The sequence below is a fragment of the Psychrobacter sp. 5A.1 genome, assembly GCF_030407455.1.
In the GTDB taxonomy this organism is placed as follows: Bacteria; Pseudomonadota; Gammaproteobacteria; order Pseudomonadales; family Moraxellaceae; genus Psychrobacter.
Genome location: NZ_JASDDJ010000019.1, coordinates 1 through 16,448 on the forward strand (window position 1 = coordinate 1; position 16,448 = coordinate 16,448).

Below are 16,448 nucleotides of genomic sequence, written 5' to 3' on the forward strand. Positions count from 1 at the left end.
TCTTGAGCTAAAGCGTCATCTTCTATTTTGTAGGGCTTAATATCTCGGGTGGTTTTACTGTGAAGACGCTTTTTCCATTAGTAGATAGACTTTGCTGTTTTTGACCCGTGGTTCAGGTATGAAATTTGGAGGATTATCTAAGACTAAATCACAGTTTAATTGTTGCCAACCATCTCTTGCCAAGCTATAGCCATGTCTTAGATAAGCGTGACACTTAGCCTGACGCTGTGCCCAATCTCGTAAATCATGCTGATGCATCATGCCGAGTGGTCCTGCCATACCGACCAAAACGCCAAAATGGACGAATAAATATTCTATCCACAATGGACATTCATAGCTGTTATGAATGAAACGTCGATGCATGCCTAATGAATGACCTAAGCATAAGGTAATACCTGTAAATAAGACGAAAACCAGTAACGCGCTCCATGAAAAAGTCAGAAACCCTGCAACTATAGCGATTGATGTGTGGCATAGATACCAAGTTGATTTTAGCGGTGACCAAACCATTCGGCCTTTTTCAGCATTGGTTGAACCGCTCTCAACCATTCTAGGTGTGCCTTCTATTACTACTGTCTTATTAATATCAATCATCGCACTATTCCTTAGTCATGATTTTTCGAGTATGATAATAACTAGGTAATGAATAGTTAATTAGTTATTTAACTCATTAGTTAAATAGTTTAATGTTATTTAGGATAAATGCAAGGATTTATTTAAGCAGCAAAATAGAATGACAGTAATCAAAAGTATCATGATTAGAATATAGCTATCAAAAACGGAGCGCATTATGGCTGAAAAAGAAGATTCTGCAAAAGTATTTGAGGCATTATCCTCAACGCCTCGGCGGCAAATCTTAAGTTATTTATCTAGTACAGAGATGACATCAGGTGAGATTGCTGATAGATTTGAGATGAGTAAACCTGCGCTTTCAAAGCATTTAAAAGTATTAGAAAATGCAGGGTTAGTAAAAAGTGATAAGCGTGGTCAATACGTTCACTATTCTATCGTAGAGGATAATTTGGTCGCGACTTTAGTCAATTTTACGGCAAGCTTTTGCCCAGTCGGGAGTCCATTGAAGAAGGAAAGCAAAAGAATAGCTCAAGAGAAGAAAGATGCAATCAGTAACCAATAGTTAAAACTGCGTTGATTATCCAAACACAAAAAATCCAGCTCAAAGGCTGGATTTTTTATTCGCTAAAATAAATAGCTATAGAGTTACTTACTCTGGAACCAAGTATCTGCTTTGCTACGGGCACTAGCAATGTCTGAGCTCGATAAGTTCAATGCCAACTGACCAATTTTACCGCGTGCTTTGTTGCGTACTTTTTCATCTAGCATGCCATCACGGGCAGCCAAATCGTACCATTTATAAGCATCGACCAAATTCTTTTGCTTTTCATCTAACAATGCAAGCGTATAGCTGGCACGGTTGTCGCCACGCATGGCGGCTTTTTCTAACCAACCACGGGCTTGTTGTAGGTTAGGCTGTACACCTTCACCGCGCAAGTACATGATAGCAAGGTTCAGCTGAGCAGGGGCAACACCTTGTTGCGCTGCTTTGGTATACCACTGGATTGCTTGCTGGGTGTTTTGGGCCATCCCTTCACCTTTTTGCAAACGCTTGGCCAGATAGAACTGAGCGTGATCATTACCTTGAGCGGCACGGCTAGACAGCTCGCTTATAGGCATTAGCTCAAAACGTGACGTATCAAGCGGTACATTGGATATTAACTCAGCATTGGCTAAACCAGCACAAGAAAATAATGCAGTAAACAACGCAGCTTTTAATAATTTCATAGCAGCTCCAAAATTAGGCAGTTAATAAGCAAATAGATTGTACCGCTAAAGTATTTTAGACGGCGTTAATAATTAGGTGGAATCTCATGATATGAACTTACCTAATTAATAATAATGAGGTTTATCATTTCTGTATCATCGATTTAACCCTGACTAATCAGACGAACGGTCAGTATAGTGGGATGATTGACAATATTTTGCTAGCTTAACACCCAAACTTACGAAACTCAAATACTAATTACAAGCTCTAACAGACAATTGTACTTGATTGTTCCTAATAAAATCAGTTAGTTACTAAAAACCCCTCATAAATTAACAGTCTGTTAAGGTTAAGACCAGTCTATTCATGGCTATTTTGATGATGTTGGATGAATGAAGTGACGAATATTACGCCGACTCTTTTTTCGTCACTCGATAAATGGCGACGTCTGCTAACAGGTTAGGCGCTTGTCTTATTAGCGCTTTCATCAACGGTGTATGGCCTTTTTCAGAATCGCTAACTGCAAAACGATTAATGATATGAATATCATGTTGCGCGCATAACAGCTCAAAATCTTTAAAGGTGCATAGGTGAATGTTTGGCGTGTTGTACCATTCATAAGGCAATGCTTCAGAGACAGGCATCATGCCTTTCAGCCCTAAGTGCAGGCGGTTTTGCCAATGGGCAAAGTTAGGGAAGGTGATGACGGCTTCGCGGGCCACACGTAGCATATCAAGCAATAGCACATCAGGCGATTTAACTGCTTGCAGCGCACGGGCCATGACGACGGTGTCAAAGCTGTTGTCAGCGAAGCGCGCTAGACCATCATTGAGGTCTTGCTCGATAATAGATAAGCCTTTTGCGATGCCATCGTTGATTTTTTCTTCGTCAATCTCAAGTCCGTAGCCAGTCACGCCGCGATTTTGTTGTAGGTGAGCGAGTAGTTCACCATTACCACAGCCCAAATCCAGCACATGCGACTGCGGGGCAATCCAACGCTCAGCCAATTGATGATCCATTCTCATGAGCGGTCTCCTGTAGCGGTACTTTTGCCAGAAATAAACGGCGCAGTTAAAAACCCTCTGACCGCACCCATATAACGTGGAATATCAAATAAGAAGGAATCATGTCCATGCGGTGCGTCAATATTGATATAGCTGACGGGTTTGCCCGTGGCCATTAGTGCATCGACAATCTCTTGTGAACGCTCAGGTGCAAAGCGCCAGTCAGTGGTGAATGACACGACCAGATATTGACATTGTGTATGAGCAAAGGCGGCTTTGAGCGCAGAGAGCTCTTGCTGACGATCAGACTCAATACCTTCAATCGTCGCTACTGCATCTTCGAACGCATTCTGTGCATTGGCTTTACTAGACTCGACTGAGGCCGCGATTGAATCTTCAATGTGCGCTGCTGACTCTGTAGGGTCTTTTGCTACGGATGATGGGTAGTCGCGTATTGGATAATCACGTATTGGATAGTCACGCGTCGGATCAAAGTAATCTAATGCTTTGGTCATGAGCAGATAAGTATTGGCATCGAAGTTTTCACTAAAGCGCTCACCTTGATAGCGTAGATAGCTTTCGACCTGAAATTCAACATCGTAGCCATACATAAATTTGCCAGATTTTAAATCACGCCCAAACTTGGCCTTCATCGCGTCATCAGTTAAATAGGTAATATGGCCAACCATACGCGCCAATATCAGTCCGCGACGAGGATAAGTGCCTTCTTGTATATAGCGACCATCTTTAAAGTCAGGATCGGATAATATAGATTGGCGCGCCACTTCGTTGAAGGCAATATTTTGAGCCGATAGCTTCGGTGTACTAGCAATGACCACACAGCGCTTGAGTCGCTCTGGATAATCAACAGACCATTGCAATGCCTGCATACCGCCCATCGAGCCGCCAACGATGGCATGCCAAATGTCGATACCCAGACGATCTGAGAGCATGGCTTGGGTTTTTACCCAGTCTTTGATGGTGATGAGCGGAAAGTCAGGGCCATACACTTGCGGCTCACTGCTCTCATTTGCATTGCTATCGCTTGAATCAGCGTTATCATCTGAACTGACGCTATCGGGATTGATAGTCGTAGGCCCTGTTGAGCCAAAACAGCTGCCGATATTGTTGACGCACACCACATAGAACCGATTGGTATCAATCGCTTTATTGGGGCCAATCATATTGTCCCACCAGCCTGCCTTTTTGTCCTTAGTGCTATGGAAGCCAGCTGCATGATGATTGCCTGATAACGCATGACAAATCAGAATCGCATTTGATTTGTCGCTATTGAGCGTGCCGTAAGTCTCTACCATCAAGTCAAACGAGGGTAGGGTACGGTTGCATTCCAACGTTAATGGCTCAGCAAAATGGAAGTTCTGGGGCGTAATGACACCCACTGATCCGACAGCACTAGCAGAGCTGTTGGCGTGGGATTGAGCATTAGGGTGCTGGTCACTGGTATTATCAGAGCGTGCGTTCAAAGCTACCTCGCAATACAACAATCATCAATAAAATAAAAGCAAAATGGCACGTTGTTGACAGGCTATTTTACCTACACGGTTTTTATAAACTGGGCTTACCTATTGTATGGGGATGCGCGTAGGAGTACAACCATCGAGCGCGCCTTTTGAGCGTAGTTTTTTTGGAAGATGGGCCATAGTCAAATAATGAATAAGTCGCAAGTAGCAAGTCATCAATAATCAACGGCAAATGAACAGCAACTGCGTATCAAATTGTATAGGGGTGCTTTTACCACGCGTCATTAATGGATAAAATGCTACACTAATGAGGTGTTGATTCAATGATGTCTTAACAATCTTACCTCGCATCATGTTGACATCGTCTTTAATAACTTACTGCTAATAAAGTGCTGCTATGAAACCTAAATTGCCCCCACGTATTGCTGTTTTGTTAGTGAATCTTGGTACGCCAGATGAACCAACGGCACCTGCCGTACGGCGCTATCTCAAACAGTTTTTGTCAGACCCGCGTGTGATTGAGATTCCCAAATTCTTATGGGCGATTATTCTCAACTTGTTCGTATTGCCCAGTCGTCCTAAACGTGTGGCAAAAGCATACGCCAGTATCTGGGAAGGCGACTCGCCGATTCGTAAGATACTAAAAAGCCAAGTCGAGCTATTAGAACCACGTTTGGCTGATAGTGTGGCGCCATTTCGTGTCTCTGTACATCCTGCAATGAGCTATGGCAACCCTGGCTTGCCTGACGTGATGGATAATTTGCGCAGTGAGGGTGTTGATCATTTTGTTATCTTGCCACTGTTTCCACAGTATTCAGCCTCTTCAGGCGGTGCGGTCTATGATGCATTGACGAAGTGGACGCTCAAGCAACGCAACTTGCCAAATTATACGATTGTCAAAGACTACTTTGCGCATCCACTTTATATCCAAGCATTGGCAGATTCGATTCGTCGCTTTCAAGCGGTACATGGCAAGCCTGAAAAGCTAATGTTTAGCTTTCATGGTATTCCGCAGCCTTATGCTGATAAAGGTGATCCGTATCCCAAGCGTTGTAAATGTACTGCAGCACAAGTCGCTCATGCGCTTGGCCTAACAGAAGATGAATGGATTATTAGTTTCCAGTCGCGTTTTGGTAAACAAGAGTGGGTCAAGCCGTATACTGATGTGGTACTAGAAGATTGGGGCAAGTCTGGCGTGCGCTCGGTACAAGTGATTAGTCCAGCATTTTCAGCGGATTGCTTAGAGACGCTAGAAGAGCTGGCGATTGAGAATCGTGAAAACTTCCTTGAGGCGGGCGGGCAAGAATATCACTATATTCCAGCATTGAATCTTGATGATGCGCACATTGATTTGCTTGAAGCCCTCAGTGCGCCCTTAGTAAAAGGCTGGGCGGGCACTTTGGATGGTTGGGCTTAGTCACTGAATTTGACGGCTAGATGTCTTTGATATCATTGATGTAATGGCTATTATAGCTATAATGAATAAATCATAAAAAATACCGGACATGATGTTCGGTATTTTTTTGTATGTGTCATATCAATAGAATAAAGTTGAGATTTTTTGTTACTGGTATGTAACAATGTACCAAGCAGATTTTTGTTTTGTGGTCTTTGCTATTTTTACATAGCTGCTTAATTTTATATTTGTACCACTTTATTTTTGAGGATAAGCATGTCTAGCTTGAACGATTCACTGAACCCTATATCATTGCAAAAACCTAATGGCCAACCACCGAACTTACCGCCAATGGATGAATATGGTAATTTGTTGCCACAGTTATTAGCAGAACCGCGAGTTTGCCAAGCAGGATGGGGTGTAAACTGGATTACCAAGGCATTTGCAATATTTAAAGATCAATTCTTATTGTGGTTAGCGATTGGTGTCGCTTACCTAATCATCGCTGTCATTGGCAGTAGTGTCCCCGTGGTAAAATTTATTTTCCCTTTCATATCTTTTGTATTTGTTGGCGGAATCATAAAGGGATGTGCCGACCAAGCTACGGGCAGAGAGTTAAAATTTGATCATCTTTTTTCAGCCTTCAATACGCATCTTATGCCATTAATTATTTTATTTGTACTGTATCTAGTGGCTATGATTGTCATGATGATACCGATGCTGATCGTATTCGGCAGTATGCTTGCATCCTTAGCTCAAGAGTCAAGTAATGTTGCGATTGTAGGCATACTAATAGGGACTTTATTGGTTTCTTTACTGTTACTCCCTGTATTAATGGCCATTTGGTTTGCACCTGCTTTAATTGTACTTCACGATATAGAACCCGTTCGAGCGATGAAAATGAGCTTTAAGGGCTGTTTAAAAAACATTCTACCGTTTTTGGTTTTTTGGATAGTTGCTCCTATAATTATGATATTAGCCGTCGTTTTTACATTGGGACTGGGTATTCTAATACTGCTCCCAATAGGTATGATTACTTATTACACCAGTTATCGCGATGTGTGGACCGATCAGCCGTTATCAGCGGCGTAAGTCATGTTTATTAAAGGTGGTTTTTAGCAAAACCTCATCTACGTCATGATCGATAAAAAAGCACGCTTAATATAATTAAGCGTGCTTTTTTTTGACCAAAGTGTTGTATCAACAGCCGTATTAATTGCTAAAAATCATCATCGTTGCTACGTTCAGCCGCTTCTCTATCAGCGATATCCATCGCATCTGGATAATCGCTGTCATCAAGGTTGTCCTGAACCAAAATCTCATCGACACGCGACTCATCAATATTTTGACGATGCACAGGTGTCAGTCCTTGCGTGGCATCACTGCCTACTTGTGAGTTGTTAAACCCTGCACTATTATCATTGACATCGTTGTTATCAATGGTATGTAACATCGGATTGTCTAAATCGACCAGTTGGTTGCCTTCATTGTCTTGGTCATTGATGTTGTCATTATTGTCACGGCTATTGCCATCAATATGATCCATTGCTTCTGGTAGCGGATTTTTTGAGTTTTCCATGAATAATTCCTTATTGTAGTTATTAGGTATAAAGGTAACGCACTGGCTTATCTGAGCATCGCTCATTGCAACGTAGATAATATGCTTCTTAGTTTGTACGCTTATTCAATTTTTCACTAGTAGTAAGGTGTGACAGGATGTTCAAAAATGTAAGACGATTGGCAAAATGCAAAACGGCCACTCATATTGAGCAGCCGTAAATATTAAAAAATTTGCTGAAAGCTTTACCTACCTCATAGCAATGTCGTTATATGGTAGATTGCGCTTATCGTAATCATGGTTTTAATGATTGGCGTGGTTGAACTTATAGTTTAACTTCTGTACCAGACATGATTCATAGTCAGCCAGTTTAAATCGCCACAGATAAGCCAAAGCAATGCCGTAGATGACAGTTTCAGCCAACTCTTCAACAATTTCACCAAATGTATGCGGAAACATAATGGCGTTCTCACCCATGTATTGAATGATTGCCAATACAGTAACGCTGAGATAGAGTGAAACAGGCACGTTTTTTAGCACTGCCCAAAGGTAATGCCTCGAATAGGCCAACAGGCCAAGCGCAACGAGATAAATCACGGTCAGTACACAGTCTTCCCACCAGTCATAAGATTGACTAAGCAATGAAAAATCGCTTGGCACCAGCAAGTCGGGTAGATAGTTCAACTCTCGACGAATAACAGAGACAAATATAAGTATGGCTGCCAGCCAAAAAGCCTTAATTTGTGTGACATGACTTTGTATAACATATTGTGAAATACGCAACAGGCACGCTATCAACAGTATAATGCCGGGGGCTTCAATGATGCCATCTGAGCTCAAAATAAATGACTCCTGATTTAACAGACAAAAAAGTGAGCCCAAAGGCTCACTTCAAAGCAAAAAATATCGAATAGCTAGGGTTTAACAGATGACCTATTATAAACCCAAACTTAGATATTACTGTTATGAAATATAACTAACTGGTCATAAGTGGTTGTTTGTATGAATGATATAAGACGATTGAATACAAGTTTTCGCAAGAGAGTTGAGGACTTAACTTACTATCAAGCCAGGCTAACTATTTAAGCCTCACAATCTAAATGAGGACACGGCCTAGTGTTTACTGTGTTGATATTTGCCGAACACGTATCACTTTAGGTATCGTGTCGAGGTAGTCGCTAACAGCTAAAAGATTGCCCTCTGAATCAAAATAGTGAAAATTATTGCCTTTCACAAATTCAAAAGTATCTATGTAATAGTTACCAGTGAAAATAGGCATATCATACTCCATCGGTATGATTATTTTATTATCTTTATTTATCATGCCATAGCCACTTGCTTTGGCCACGACTGCCAAGCCATCACGAAACGAATCAGCATTGAGATAGTTGAAGGGTATAACAGTCTTTCCATTGCTATCAATATAACCCCACATCTGATCTTTTCTTACGGGTGCTAGACCTTCTGAAAAATACCTGATTTCGTCAAACTGATATGGGACAGTAAGTTCGCCAGTATTATTGACAACACCCCATTGACCATCATGCTCAACAGCCGCTTTATTTTCAGAAAAAGGTCTGACATCATCATACATTATCGGAATAATGACCTGGTTTTTTTTGTTGATGTACCCTTGATGTCCATTCTTTTCTATGATGGCTAGTCCTTCAGAAAAATCAGCTGTAAAATCATAACTGAATGGAGCGATGACATTGGCTTGTTTGTCAATAAAACCATACTTGCCATCTTTCTGAGCACTTGCTAAACCTTCATTGAAGTCACATAGCTCCCCCCAACTTATTCCTTCCGAAAGTTTATATCCTGGCGATAATTCACATGCTATCGTGTAGCTGCTCAAAGACAAGCTAAAAGCTAGGGTAAGTGTGGTCAATAATTTTCTGATAACGAAACCTTTAGCCATCAACGTCAGCTCCTACGACTTAGATCCTATCGATTGGGTATGATATGGGCAATCTAAAGAAAAACCCATATCAAATATAATGAAAATCTTGGAAATTGAGGTGCTTTACTCTGTAAAAGCTCTTAATGCGCCTCATCCCAGTTCTGACCACTATCAGTCTCAACCAATAATGGCACTGCAAAGTCCACATTCCAGCCTTTTTCGACCGCAGTAACTGTCAATACATCTTGCATCGCATCAGTAATCAACTGGCTAATCTCATCGACTTTATCAGTATCGACTTCGAACACCAATTCATCATGGACCTGTAGCAGCATCTTAGCTTGATCTTTTGGCAATACCTTATCCACGGCAATCATAGCAAGCTTGATTAGATCAGCGGCAGATCCCTGTAATGGTGCGTTAATCGCCGCGCGTTCAGCGCCTTGCTTGACCATTCGGTTACTGTGGGTGATATCAGGCGTATAGAGTTTACGGCCTAATATTGTCTCGACATAGCCTTGTTCGTGAGCGCTGGCACGAGTATTGATCATATAGTTTTTGACACCCGGATAGCGATCAAAGTACATATCGATATAGTCTTGCGCTTCATTGCGGCTCATTTGTAGCTGCTTAGCCAGACCAAATGCACTCATGCCATATAGCAGTCCGAAGTTAATGGCTTTGGCATTACGGCGCTCAGTAGAGGTGACATCTGCGACATCTTTGCCAAGCACTTCAGCGGCAGTCGCAGCGTGAATATCCAAACCTTCGTTAAAGGCATGCGTTAAGTTATTATCGCCTGAAAAATGCGCCATCAAACGCAATTCAATTTGTGAATAATCCGCTGCGAGAATCACACGACCTGCTGGAGCAATAAAGGCTTGGCGAATTAATCGACCAGTCGCGGTACGAATCGGAATGTTTTGCAAATTGGGATCAGTCGAAGACAAACGACCCGTGCTGGTCAATGCTTGGTGATAGCTGGTGTGTACACGATCAGTTTCGCTATCTGCCACATTATCAAGCGCATCGGTATAAGTGCTTTTTAGCTTAGATAGGCTGCGATATTCCAACGTGATATCGACTAATGGATGGTCGATTTTTGATAATACTGCTTCACCAGTAGAGTACTGGCCTGACTTGGTTTTTTTACCACCAGCAACGCCAAGCTTTTCAAACAACATCTCGCCTAATTGCTTTGGTGAGCCAAGATTAAATTCTTCACCAGCGATTTCATAGGCCTGTTTTTCCAGCGCGATAATTTCTTCATCAAAGCGTTTTGATAGTTCGTTTAAGAATGGACGCTTGATAAGAATGCCGTTCGCTTCCATTTGGCACAGTATTTCTGCCGTTGGAATCTCTAACTCATGTAATAATTTAGCATTATTGGCATCGTTCGCCATCTCAACGCTGAACACCTCAAATAACTGATAAGTAATGTCGGCATCTTCACAGGCATAGTCACTGGCGATATCAATGGCGACTTGGTCAAAAGTGACTTGTTTAGCGCCTTTACCAGCGACATCTTCATAGCTGATGGTTTGGGTTTGTAGATAATGACGTGCCAAGTCATCCATACCGTGACGAGTGGCGGCAGCGTTAATCACATAGCTGGCAAGCATGGTATCCATGGCCCAATTATTGGGTTGTTCATGAATGGCACCGACCAAATCGATATCATAATGACTGAGAATATGAGCATCGTATTTTAGATGTTGACCGATTTTACCGATGTTTGAATTTTCTAAAATTGGCTTTAGGCGTGTCAAAACGGTGTCACGGTCGAGCTGTTTAGTTGTTAGCTCATCACCTTCTAGACTATGCATCAGCGGAATATAATAGGCTTCGTGGGCTTGCACAGCAAAGGAGAGACCGACGATTTCAGCTTGACGCCAATAGATGCTAGTGGTCTCGGTATCAATGACAAAATGCGGTACAGACTCTAATAGCTTAACCAGACTCTCAAAAGCTGGCTCGTCGAGCACAGTATGCCATGCTCTATCATGCGATTTGCTATCTTGGATATTTTCAATACTGCTTGATTGTAGCGACTTGGCTACTTGCGCTTGTGATTCAGCATTCGCTTGACTGTCAGCAACACTCTGCGAGCCGTTTCCATTAGCATTAGCTGGATGGTTTGGATGATCGAGAGACGCTAGCTCGTTTCTAAACTCAAGCTCATTATACAATTCGCGTAATTCGTCGATGTGGGCACTAGGGTCAGTATTGATTTTTAGATCGTTCCAATCTTGACCGATACCTAAATCTGTCACGATGGTAGCTAGCTTCCTATTAAACGGAATATCATCAGCATGTTCAATCAAACCTTTGGCACCGCGACCTTTGATAAAACCAATATGCTTTAACATATTGCCGATATCGCCATACTCAATGAGTAAGTCTTTGGCGGTTTTTTTACCGATACCAGGCACACCTTTGATACCGTCTGAGGCATCGCCCATCAATGTTAAAAAATCAATCATCTGGTTTGGGTTAATACCGAATTTTTCAATGACGGCTTCTGTGTCCGTAACTTTACCCGTAAAGCTGTCTTCTAAGATAACGCAGTCATTGACCAGCTGCATCATGTCTTTATCGCCCGTTGAGATGACGACATGATGACCTTCAGCGACAGCGCGATGGGCAAGTGTACCGATGATATCATCGGCTTCTGCGCCTTCGATACGCAACAGGGGCAGACCTAAGGCCGTGACCAAACGATGAATATAAGGAATTTGCTCTACCAGCTCTACGTCGATGGGTGGTCGCGCCGCTTTATAGTCAGCAGACATATGGTGACGAAAAGTCGGTGACTTGGTATCGAAACAGACGGCCATATGAGTAGGGTGATAACGGCGCATCAGCTTGAGCAGCGCATTGAGCGTGCCACGGATGGCATTGGTTATCAGGCCTTGTGAGTTTTGCATGGTTTTTGGTAAGGCATGATAAGTGCGAAACAGATAATAAGAGCCATCAACCAAGATAAAAGGGGGTTGGTTTTTATCAACGTGACTGGTATCCATCGTCGCTACATTGGGCATGGTTTCAAAGTTTGGCAATGCGGCAGGATCAATCGCTTGATGGGAGTTGTGGTCACTGTCGGTGATGGAGTCGGTCATAGGATCAGTCATAAAGGTCACTTATCAGCTATTAGATAGAAATATGTGCTTATTATAACGATAAAATCCGTGTGTGCCGAACTGCTTAACCGTTACGAGATGTTCAATATCACCTATTGTATTGCCTATTGATATGAATGATGCGCGTGGTACGACAATTGGTTCGGCCATAAAAAAAGAACCCAGCGTTAACTGAGTTCCTTATTTCGTAGCTTATCTAACAATCAAACAGCTTTAATAATCAAGCTGTTTAACCGTCGAGCTTGTATTATTTTACTTCTGAAGTTAATTCTACATCGATGTTGCCACGTGTTGCTTTTGAGTATGGGCATACTTGATGCGCTTTTTCAACCAGTTGCTGAAACTCATCAGCAGACAATTCAGTGTTTTCACCAATGACATGGATTCTAGCTGCTAGCTTATAATCAGGACCTTCGCCTTGTAATAGGTCTACTTCAATCGACGTTTTTGAATCAAACTTTGCTTTTTCCATTTGCTTAACAGCGCCAAGTGCGCTATCAAAGCAAGCGCTGTAACCTATCGCAAACATCTGCTCTGGGTTATTGCCATCTTTGCCTGAGCCTGGCGCTACCATATTAATGGTGAGATCGCTGTCGCTCAAGCTGGCTGAACCTGCACGGCCGCCAGTAACAGTTGCTTTGGTAGAGTATAGAGTTTTCATAACACATCCTTTTTTGTTGTCAGTTTTTATAGTTACTTTATATTTAACGGGTACGTTTTGATACGAGCTTCAGCATAACAAACCATTAAGTCAGCTGTATAGGTCAGTCGTAAATATATACTGTGGATTTGTAATTAAAGGATTCAGTGACGATTTTTGGATCTAGGGCGTGTCCTCATTTTAAAAATGGTGATAAAAATGAGATAAATCGCAGTCAAACAAGGAAAATAGCGCAGATAATATCGAGATATTAGTCAGCTATTTGACGCCATTTGGCAAGATTTAGCCATTTTTAACCCATTTAGATAACTATCGATTGAATTGAGGACACGCCCTAGTATTCGCTGAAAACACAGACGCAGCAGCCATTCGCTTGGTCAATGACAGAAGATTTATCAGCGGCCCAAATTGAACGCCACTATGAATTCAAAAATTGCGCCAATAGGCTCTATTTGACTATTAGGGCGTGTTTTTTTATGCGCTATTTCTGCACCTTGACGCTAAATCGGCTACAATACGTCCATTATTTATTCTATTTATTTAGATTGATTTCTAAATGACTAACTGTTGAAGCCGAAAACTATGAGCGTAGATCCAAAGAAATTAAACAAAGAAGTGGCCAAACGCCGCACCTTTGCCATTATCTCGCATCCCGATGCTGGTAAGACCACCATGACCGAAAAACTCCTATTGTGGGGACAGGCAATTCAGGTAGTGGGCGAAGTAAAAGGCCGTAAGACTGATCGTCATGCCACCTCAGATTGGATGAGCATGGAACAAGAGCGTGGTATCTCAATCACAACCTCCGTCATGCAGTTCCCTTATCAAGACCACATGGTTAACCTACTAGATACCCCAGGTCACGCCGACTTTAGTGAAGATACTTATCGTACTTTGACCGCAGTAGACAGTGCATTGATGATGGTCGATGGGGCAAAAGGCGTCGAAGAACGAACCATCAAGCTGATGGAAGTCTGCCGCATGCGTGACACACCAATCATCTCATTTGTGAATAAGCTCGATCGTCAGATTCGTGAGCCGCTTGAGCTGCTTAGTGAAATCGAAGCGGTTTTAAAGATTAAATGTATCCCTGTCACTTGGCCGATTGGTATGGGCCAAGATTTTATCGGCGTGTATCATTTGACCGAAAACAAGACCTACTTTTATGAAAAAGGTAATGGCGGCAAGATGACGGTCTCTGAGACCCGCGAAGGTTATGATTATCCAGATATCCGTGAGCGTTTGGGTAAGCTGATGTTTGACGCTTTCGAAGAGTCGCTAGAGTTGGTACAAATGGCGTTAGAAGATTTCAGTGTCGAAGCCTTTTTGGCTGGTGAGATGACACCAGTGTTGTTTGGTACGGCATTGGGTAACTTTGGCGTCAACATGGTACTCGATACCTTGGTTAAATATGCGCCGCCGCCAAAAGCCCATCCAACGACTGAGCGTGAAGTTGCCGCGACTGAGACTGACTTTAGTGGTTTTGTCTTTAAGATTCAGGCCAATATGGATCCGCGTCACCGTGACCGCATTGCGTTCTTACGAGTCTGCTCAGGAAAGTATGAAAAAGGTATGAAGCTAAAGCATGTACGTTTGGGTAAAGACGTACGTATTGCTGATGCATTGACCTTTTTGGCAGGAGATCGTGAAGCATTAGAAGAAGCGTATCCAGGTGATATTATCGGCTTGCACAACCACGGAACCATCTCGATCGGTGACAGTTTCACCGAAGGCGAAGAGCTGAACTTTACCGGTATTCCGCATTTTGCGCCTGAATTGTTCCGCCGTGTGATACTCAAAGACCCGCTAAAATCTAAAGCGCTACAAAAAGGTCTTCAGCAGTTAAGTGAAGAGGGCGCAACACAGGTATTTATGCCGCAGATTAACAACGATTTAGTCTTGGGTGCAGTTGGTGTGCTCCAATTTGAAGTGGTCGCGCATCGTCTCAAAGAAGAGTACAAGGTCCAATGTATCTTTGAGCCTGTATCGATTGCAACGGTACGCTGGATTCACTGTGATGACGAAGTGGCACTGGCGAAGTTTAAGAAAAAAGCCCATGACCAGTTATCGCTCGATGGTGGTGGCTATCTGACGTATCTTGCACCGTCGCGGGTTAACTTGCAGTTGATGCAAGATCGCTATCCAGAAGTGACGTTTAGTAATACTCGTGAGCATTAAAATCCATTATTTCACGAGATGATTTATCTATTAAGACACGCTAGCCGTGTCTTTTTTATTACTTATAATTTACGCTCTAAACGTTTCAAAAATAGCGGTTTTTCTAAAACACAAACAGTCTTCCTACAATACGCTGCAATTGTTACGGTAGAATGTTAGGGCGTGTTTGATATTCGACGATGGCACTGACAGAGACTGTTTTTTAACCATGCAATGGCAAAAAAGAGCCCTGTCTCCTTCTGTTGATATTGGAGCTGATGCTAAAACTTGCCCCCAGTTCTATATAAACACTGCGTTGTAAACCTAGTTAAGGCACGAGCATTACCGTTGTTTTACGCCTTGTCTAGAATACAGCTTTGATAAACTGTCGCAATCAGCAGTGCCTATTTGTGAATATCAAACACACCCTAAGCAGTATTTTATCTTTGTAAAAGAGGCCATATGGACACGACAACCCAAACTGATAACAATAAATCTATATTGACCTATCTTCCTTTGATGAAAGCAAGTCAGAGACGTCCAATGGCTGTATTGACGGGCAGTCTATTGCTCAGTGTCGCCAGCATGTCGGTCAATGCAGGTAGCTTCATTAGCAGTACGGAGTACCTACCTTACCAATTACCGAAAGACATACAAGAGATGTGTGGCGAGCAGGATAATTGCCCAGAAATTGAAGTTAAATATCTTGATAGCAGTCTCAATTGGATAAATGAGATCACGAATGCGCGCATTAATGACGTAGTCGTCAACAGTCAGGCGAGCGAATCATCACCGATTGCGTCCAAAAGTAGCGCGGCAGAGGTTACCACTGCTATTGATAGTTTTGCGAACTCACAATTTCAAGACATGCCAGAGGGCAGTACATGGGCCTACAATCTGATGGTAACGCCCAATTACTTGGGTCATGTCGATGACTTTGAGCTGTTTGAGATCAGTTCCTACTTTTATACTGGTGGCGCGCACGGCATGCCTTATAGCGAATATCTAACATTTGACTCTAGTACCAAAAAGCAAGTCATGCTTGACGATATGCTTGTTTCAGGTAAAAAGCCTCGTTTTGAAGCGCTCGCTTATGACGCTTATAAAGAATGGGTCAAGACGGTCGCTGACGATGTTAGTGACTACGAGAAAGGTTGGCCATTTACGCTAAGTGATAATCTAACTTTGACGGACAAAGGTATTAGCCTTCGTTATCAGCATTATTCCATTGCGCCGTATGCTTATGGTATGCCTGAGCTCAATATTCCATATAGCAAGCTCGAAGGTGTCATCAAACCTCATTTTATACCGAAATAGCGACCATATTTATTGAAAATTGGCAGTAATATTTTAGAGTCATTATTTTTA

At 42.5% G+C, this 16,448-nt stretch carries 14 protein-coding genes; 5 read left to right on the forward strand and 9 right to left on the reverse strand.

Going from position 1 to position 16,448, the window contains the following annotated elements:
• Positions 1-54 precede the first annotated feature (54 nt).
• A complete protein-coding gene (locus QL982_RS05975; protein WP_290190220.1) occupies positions 55-594 on the reverse strand; it encodes a hypothetical protein in 540 nt (179 codons plus the stop codon).
• Positions 595-790: 196 nt separating this feature from the next.
• Here QL982_RS05975 and QL982_RS05980 point away from each other — a divergent pair, with 196 nt between their 5' ends.
• Positions 791-1,135: a metalloregulator ArsR/SmtB family transcription factor gene (locus QL982_RS05980; RefSeq protein ID WP_290190221.1), complete on the forward strand. Its 345-nt coding sequence runs from the start codon at positions 791-793 to the stop codon at positions 1,133-1,135.
• Positions 1,136-1,218: 83 nt separating this feature from the next.
• Here the strand turns inward: QL982_RS05980 and QL982_RS05985 are convergent, their stop codons facing one another.
• The 3 genes from QL982_RS05985 to QL982_RS05995 form a co-directional block, all read right to left on the reverse strand.
• Positions 1,219-1,800 carry a tetratricopeptide repeat protein gene (locus QL982_RS05985; protein ID WP_290190222.1) on the reverse strand — a complete coding sequence of 194 codons (582 nt, stop codon included), beginning with the start codon at positions 1,798-1,800 and terminating at the stop codon, positions 1,219-1,221.
• A 387-nt stretch (positions 1,801-2,187) separates the two neighbouring features.
• Positions 2,188-2,805, reverse strand: coding sequence for a methionine biosynthesis protein MetW (gene metW, locus QL982_RS05990; protein ID WP_290190223.1), 618 nt, complete (start codon positions 2,803-2,805; stop codon positions 2,188-2,190).
• Positions 2,802-4,184, reverse strand: a complete 1,383-nt coding sequence (locus QL982_RS05995; protein WP_290190236.1) for a homoserine O-acetyltransferase — start codon at positions 4,182-4,184, stop codon at positions 2,802-2,804. Before QL982_RS05995 ends, metW begins: the two co-directional genes overlap by 4 nt.
• Before the next feature lie 478 nt (positions 4,185-4,662).
• On the opposite strand from QL982_RS05995, the gene hemH reads away from it, so the two are divergent.
• A complete protein-coding gene (hemH, locus tag QL982_RS06000) occupies positions 4,663-5,682 on the forward strand; it encodes a ferrochelatase (protein WP_290164946.1) in 1,020 nt (339 codons plus the stop codon).
• A gap of 255 nt (positions 5,683-5,937) precedes the next feature.
• On the forward strand, positions 5,938-6,753 hold the full coding sequence (locus QL982_RS06005; RefSeq protein ID WP_290164948.1) for a BPSS1780 family membrane protein: 816 nt from the start codon (positions 5,938-5,940) through the stop codon (positions 6,751-6,753).
• 127 nt (positions 6,754-6,880) lie between these two features.
• On the opposite strand, the gene QL982_RS06010 is transcribed toward QL982_RS06005, so the two are convergent.
• The 5 genes from QL982_RS06010 to QL982_RS06030 all read right to left on the reverse strand — a co-directional run bounded on the left by QL982_RS06010 (position 6,881) and on the right by QL982_RS06030 (position 12,923).
• Positions 6,881-7,240: a hypothetical protein gene (locus QL982_RS06010; protein WP_290164950.1), complete on the reverse strand. Its 360-nt coding sequence runs from the start codon at positions 7,238-7,240 to the stop codon at positions 6,881-6,883.
• A gap of 282 nt (positions 7,241-7,522) precedes the next feature.
• Positions 7,523-8,059, reverse strand: a complete 537-nt coding sequence (locus QL982_RS06015) for a hypothetical protein (RefSeq protein WP_290190224.1) — start codon at positions 8,057-8,059, stop codon at positions 7,523-7,525.
• A gap of 280 nt (positions 8,060-8,339) precedes the next feature.
• On the reverse strand, positions 8,340-9,140 hold the full coding sequence (locus QL982_RS06020; protein ID WP_290190225.1) for a WG repeat-containing protein: 801 nt from the start codon (positions 9,138-9,140) through the stop codon (positions 8,340-8,342).
• 122 nt (positions 9,141-9,262) lie between these two features.
• Positions 9,263-12,241 carry a DNA polymerase I gene (gene polA, locus QL982_RS06025; RefSeq protein ID WP_290164961.1) on the reverse strand — a complete coding sequence of 993 codons (2,979 nt, stop codon included), beginning with the start codon at positions 12,239-12,241 and terminating at the stop codon, positions 9,263-9,265.
• 268 nt (positions 12,242-12,509) lie between these two features.
• A complete protein-coding gene (locus QL982_RS06030; protein ID WP_290164956.1) occupies positions 12,510-12,923 on the reverse strand; it encodes an organic hydroperoxide resistance protein in 414 nt (137 codons plus the stop codon).
• Positions 12,924-13,505: 582 nt separating this feature from the next.
• Here QL982_RS06030 and QL982_RS06035 point away from each other — a divergent pair.
• Both QL982_RS06035 and QL982_RS06040 read left to right on the forward strand, forming a co-directional pair.
• Positions 13,506-15,101 (forward strand): peptide chain release factor 3, encoded by a 1,596-nt coding sequence (locus tag QL982_RS06035; RefSeq protein WP_290190226.1) that lies wholly within the window; start codon positions 13,506-13,508, stop codon positions 15,099-15,101.
• Positions 15,102-15,542: 441 nt separating this feature from the next.
• On the forward strand, positions 15,543-16,397 hold the full coding sequence (locus QL982_RS06040; RefSeq protein ID WP_290190227.1) for an RsiV family protein: 855 nt from the start codon (positions 15,543-15,545) through the stop codon (positions 16,395-16,397).
• Positions 16,398-16,448: the final 51 nt, after the last annotated feature.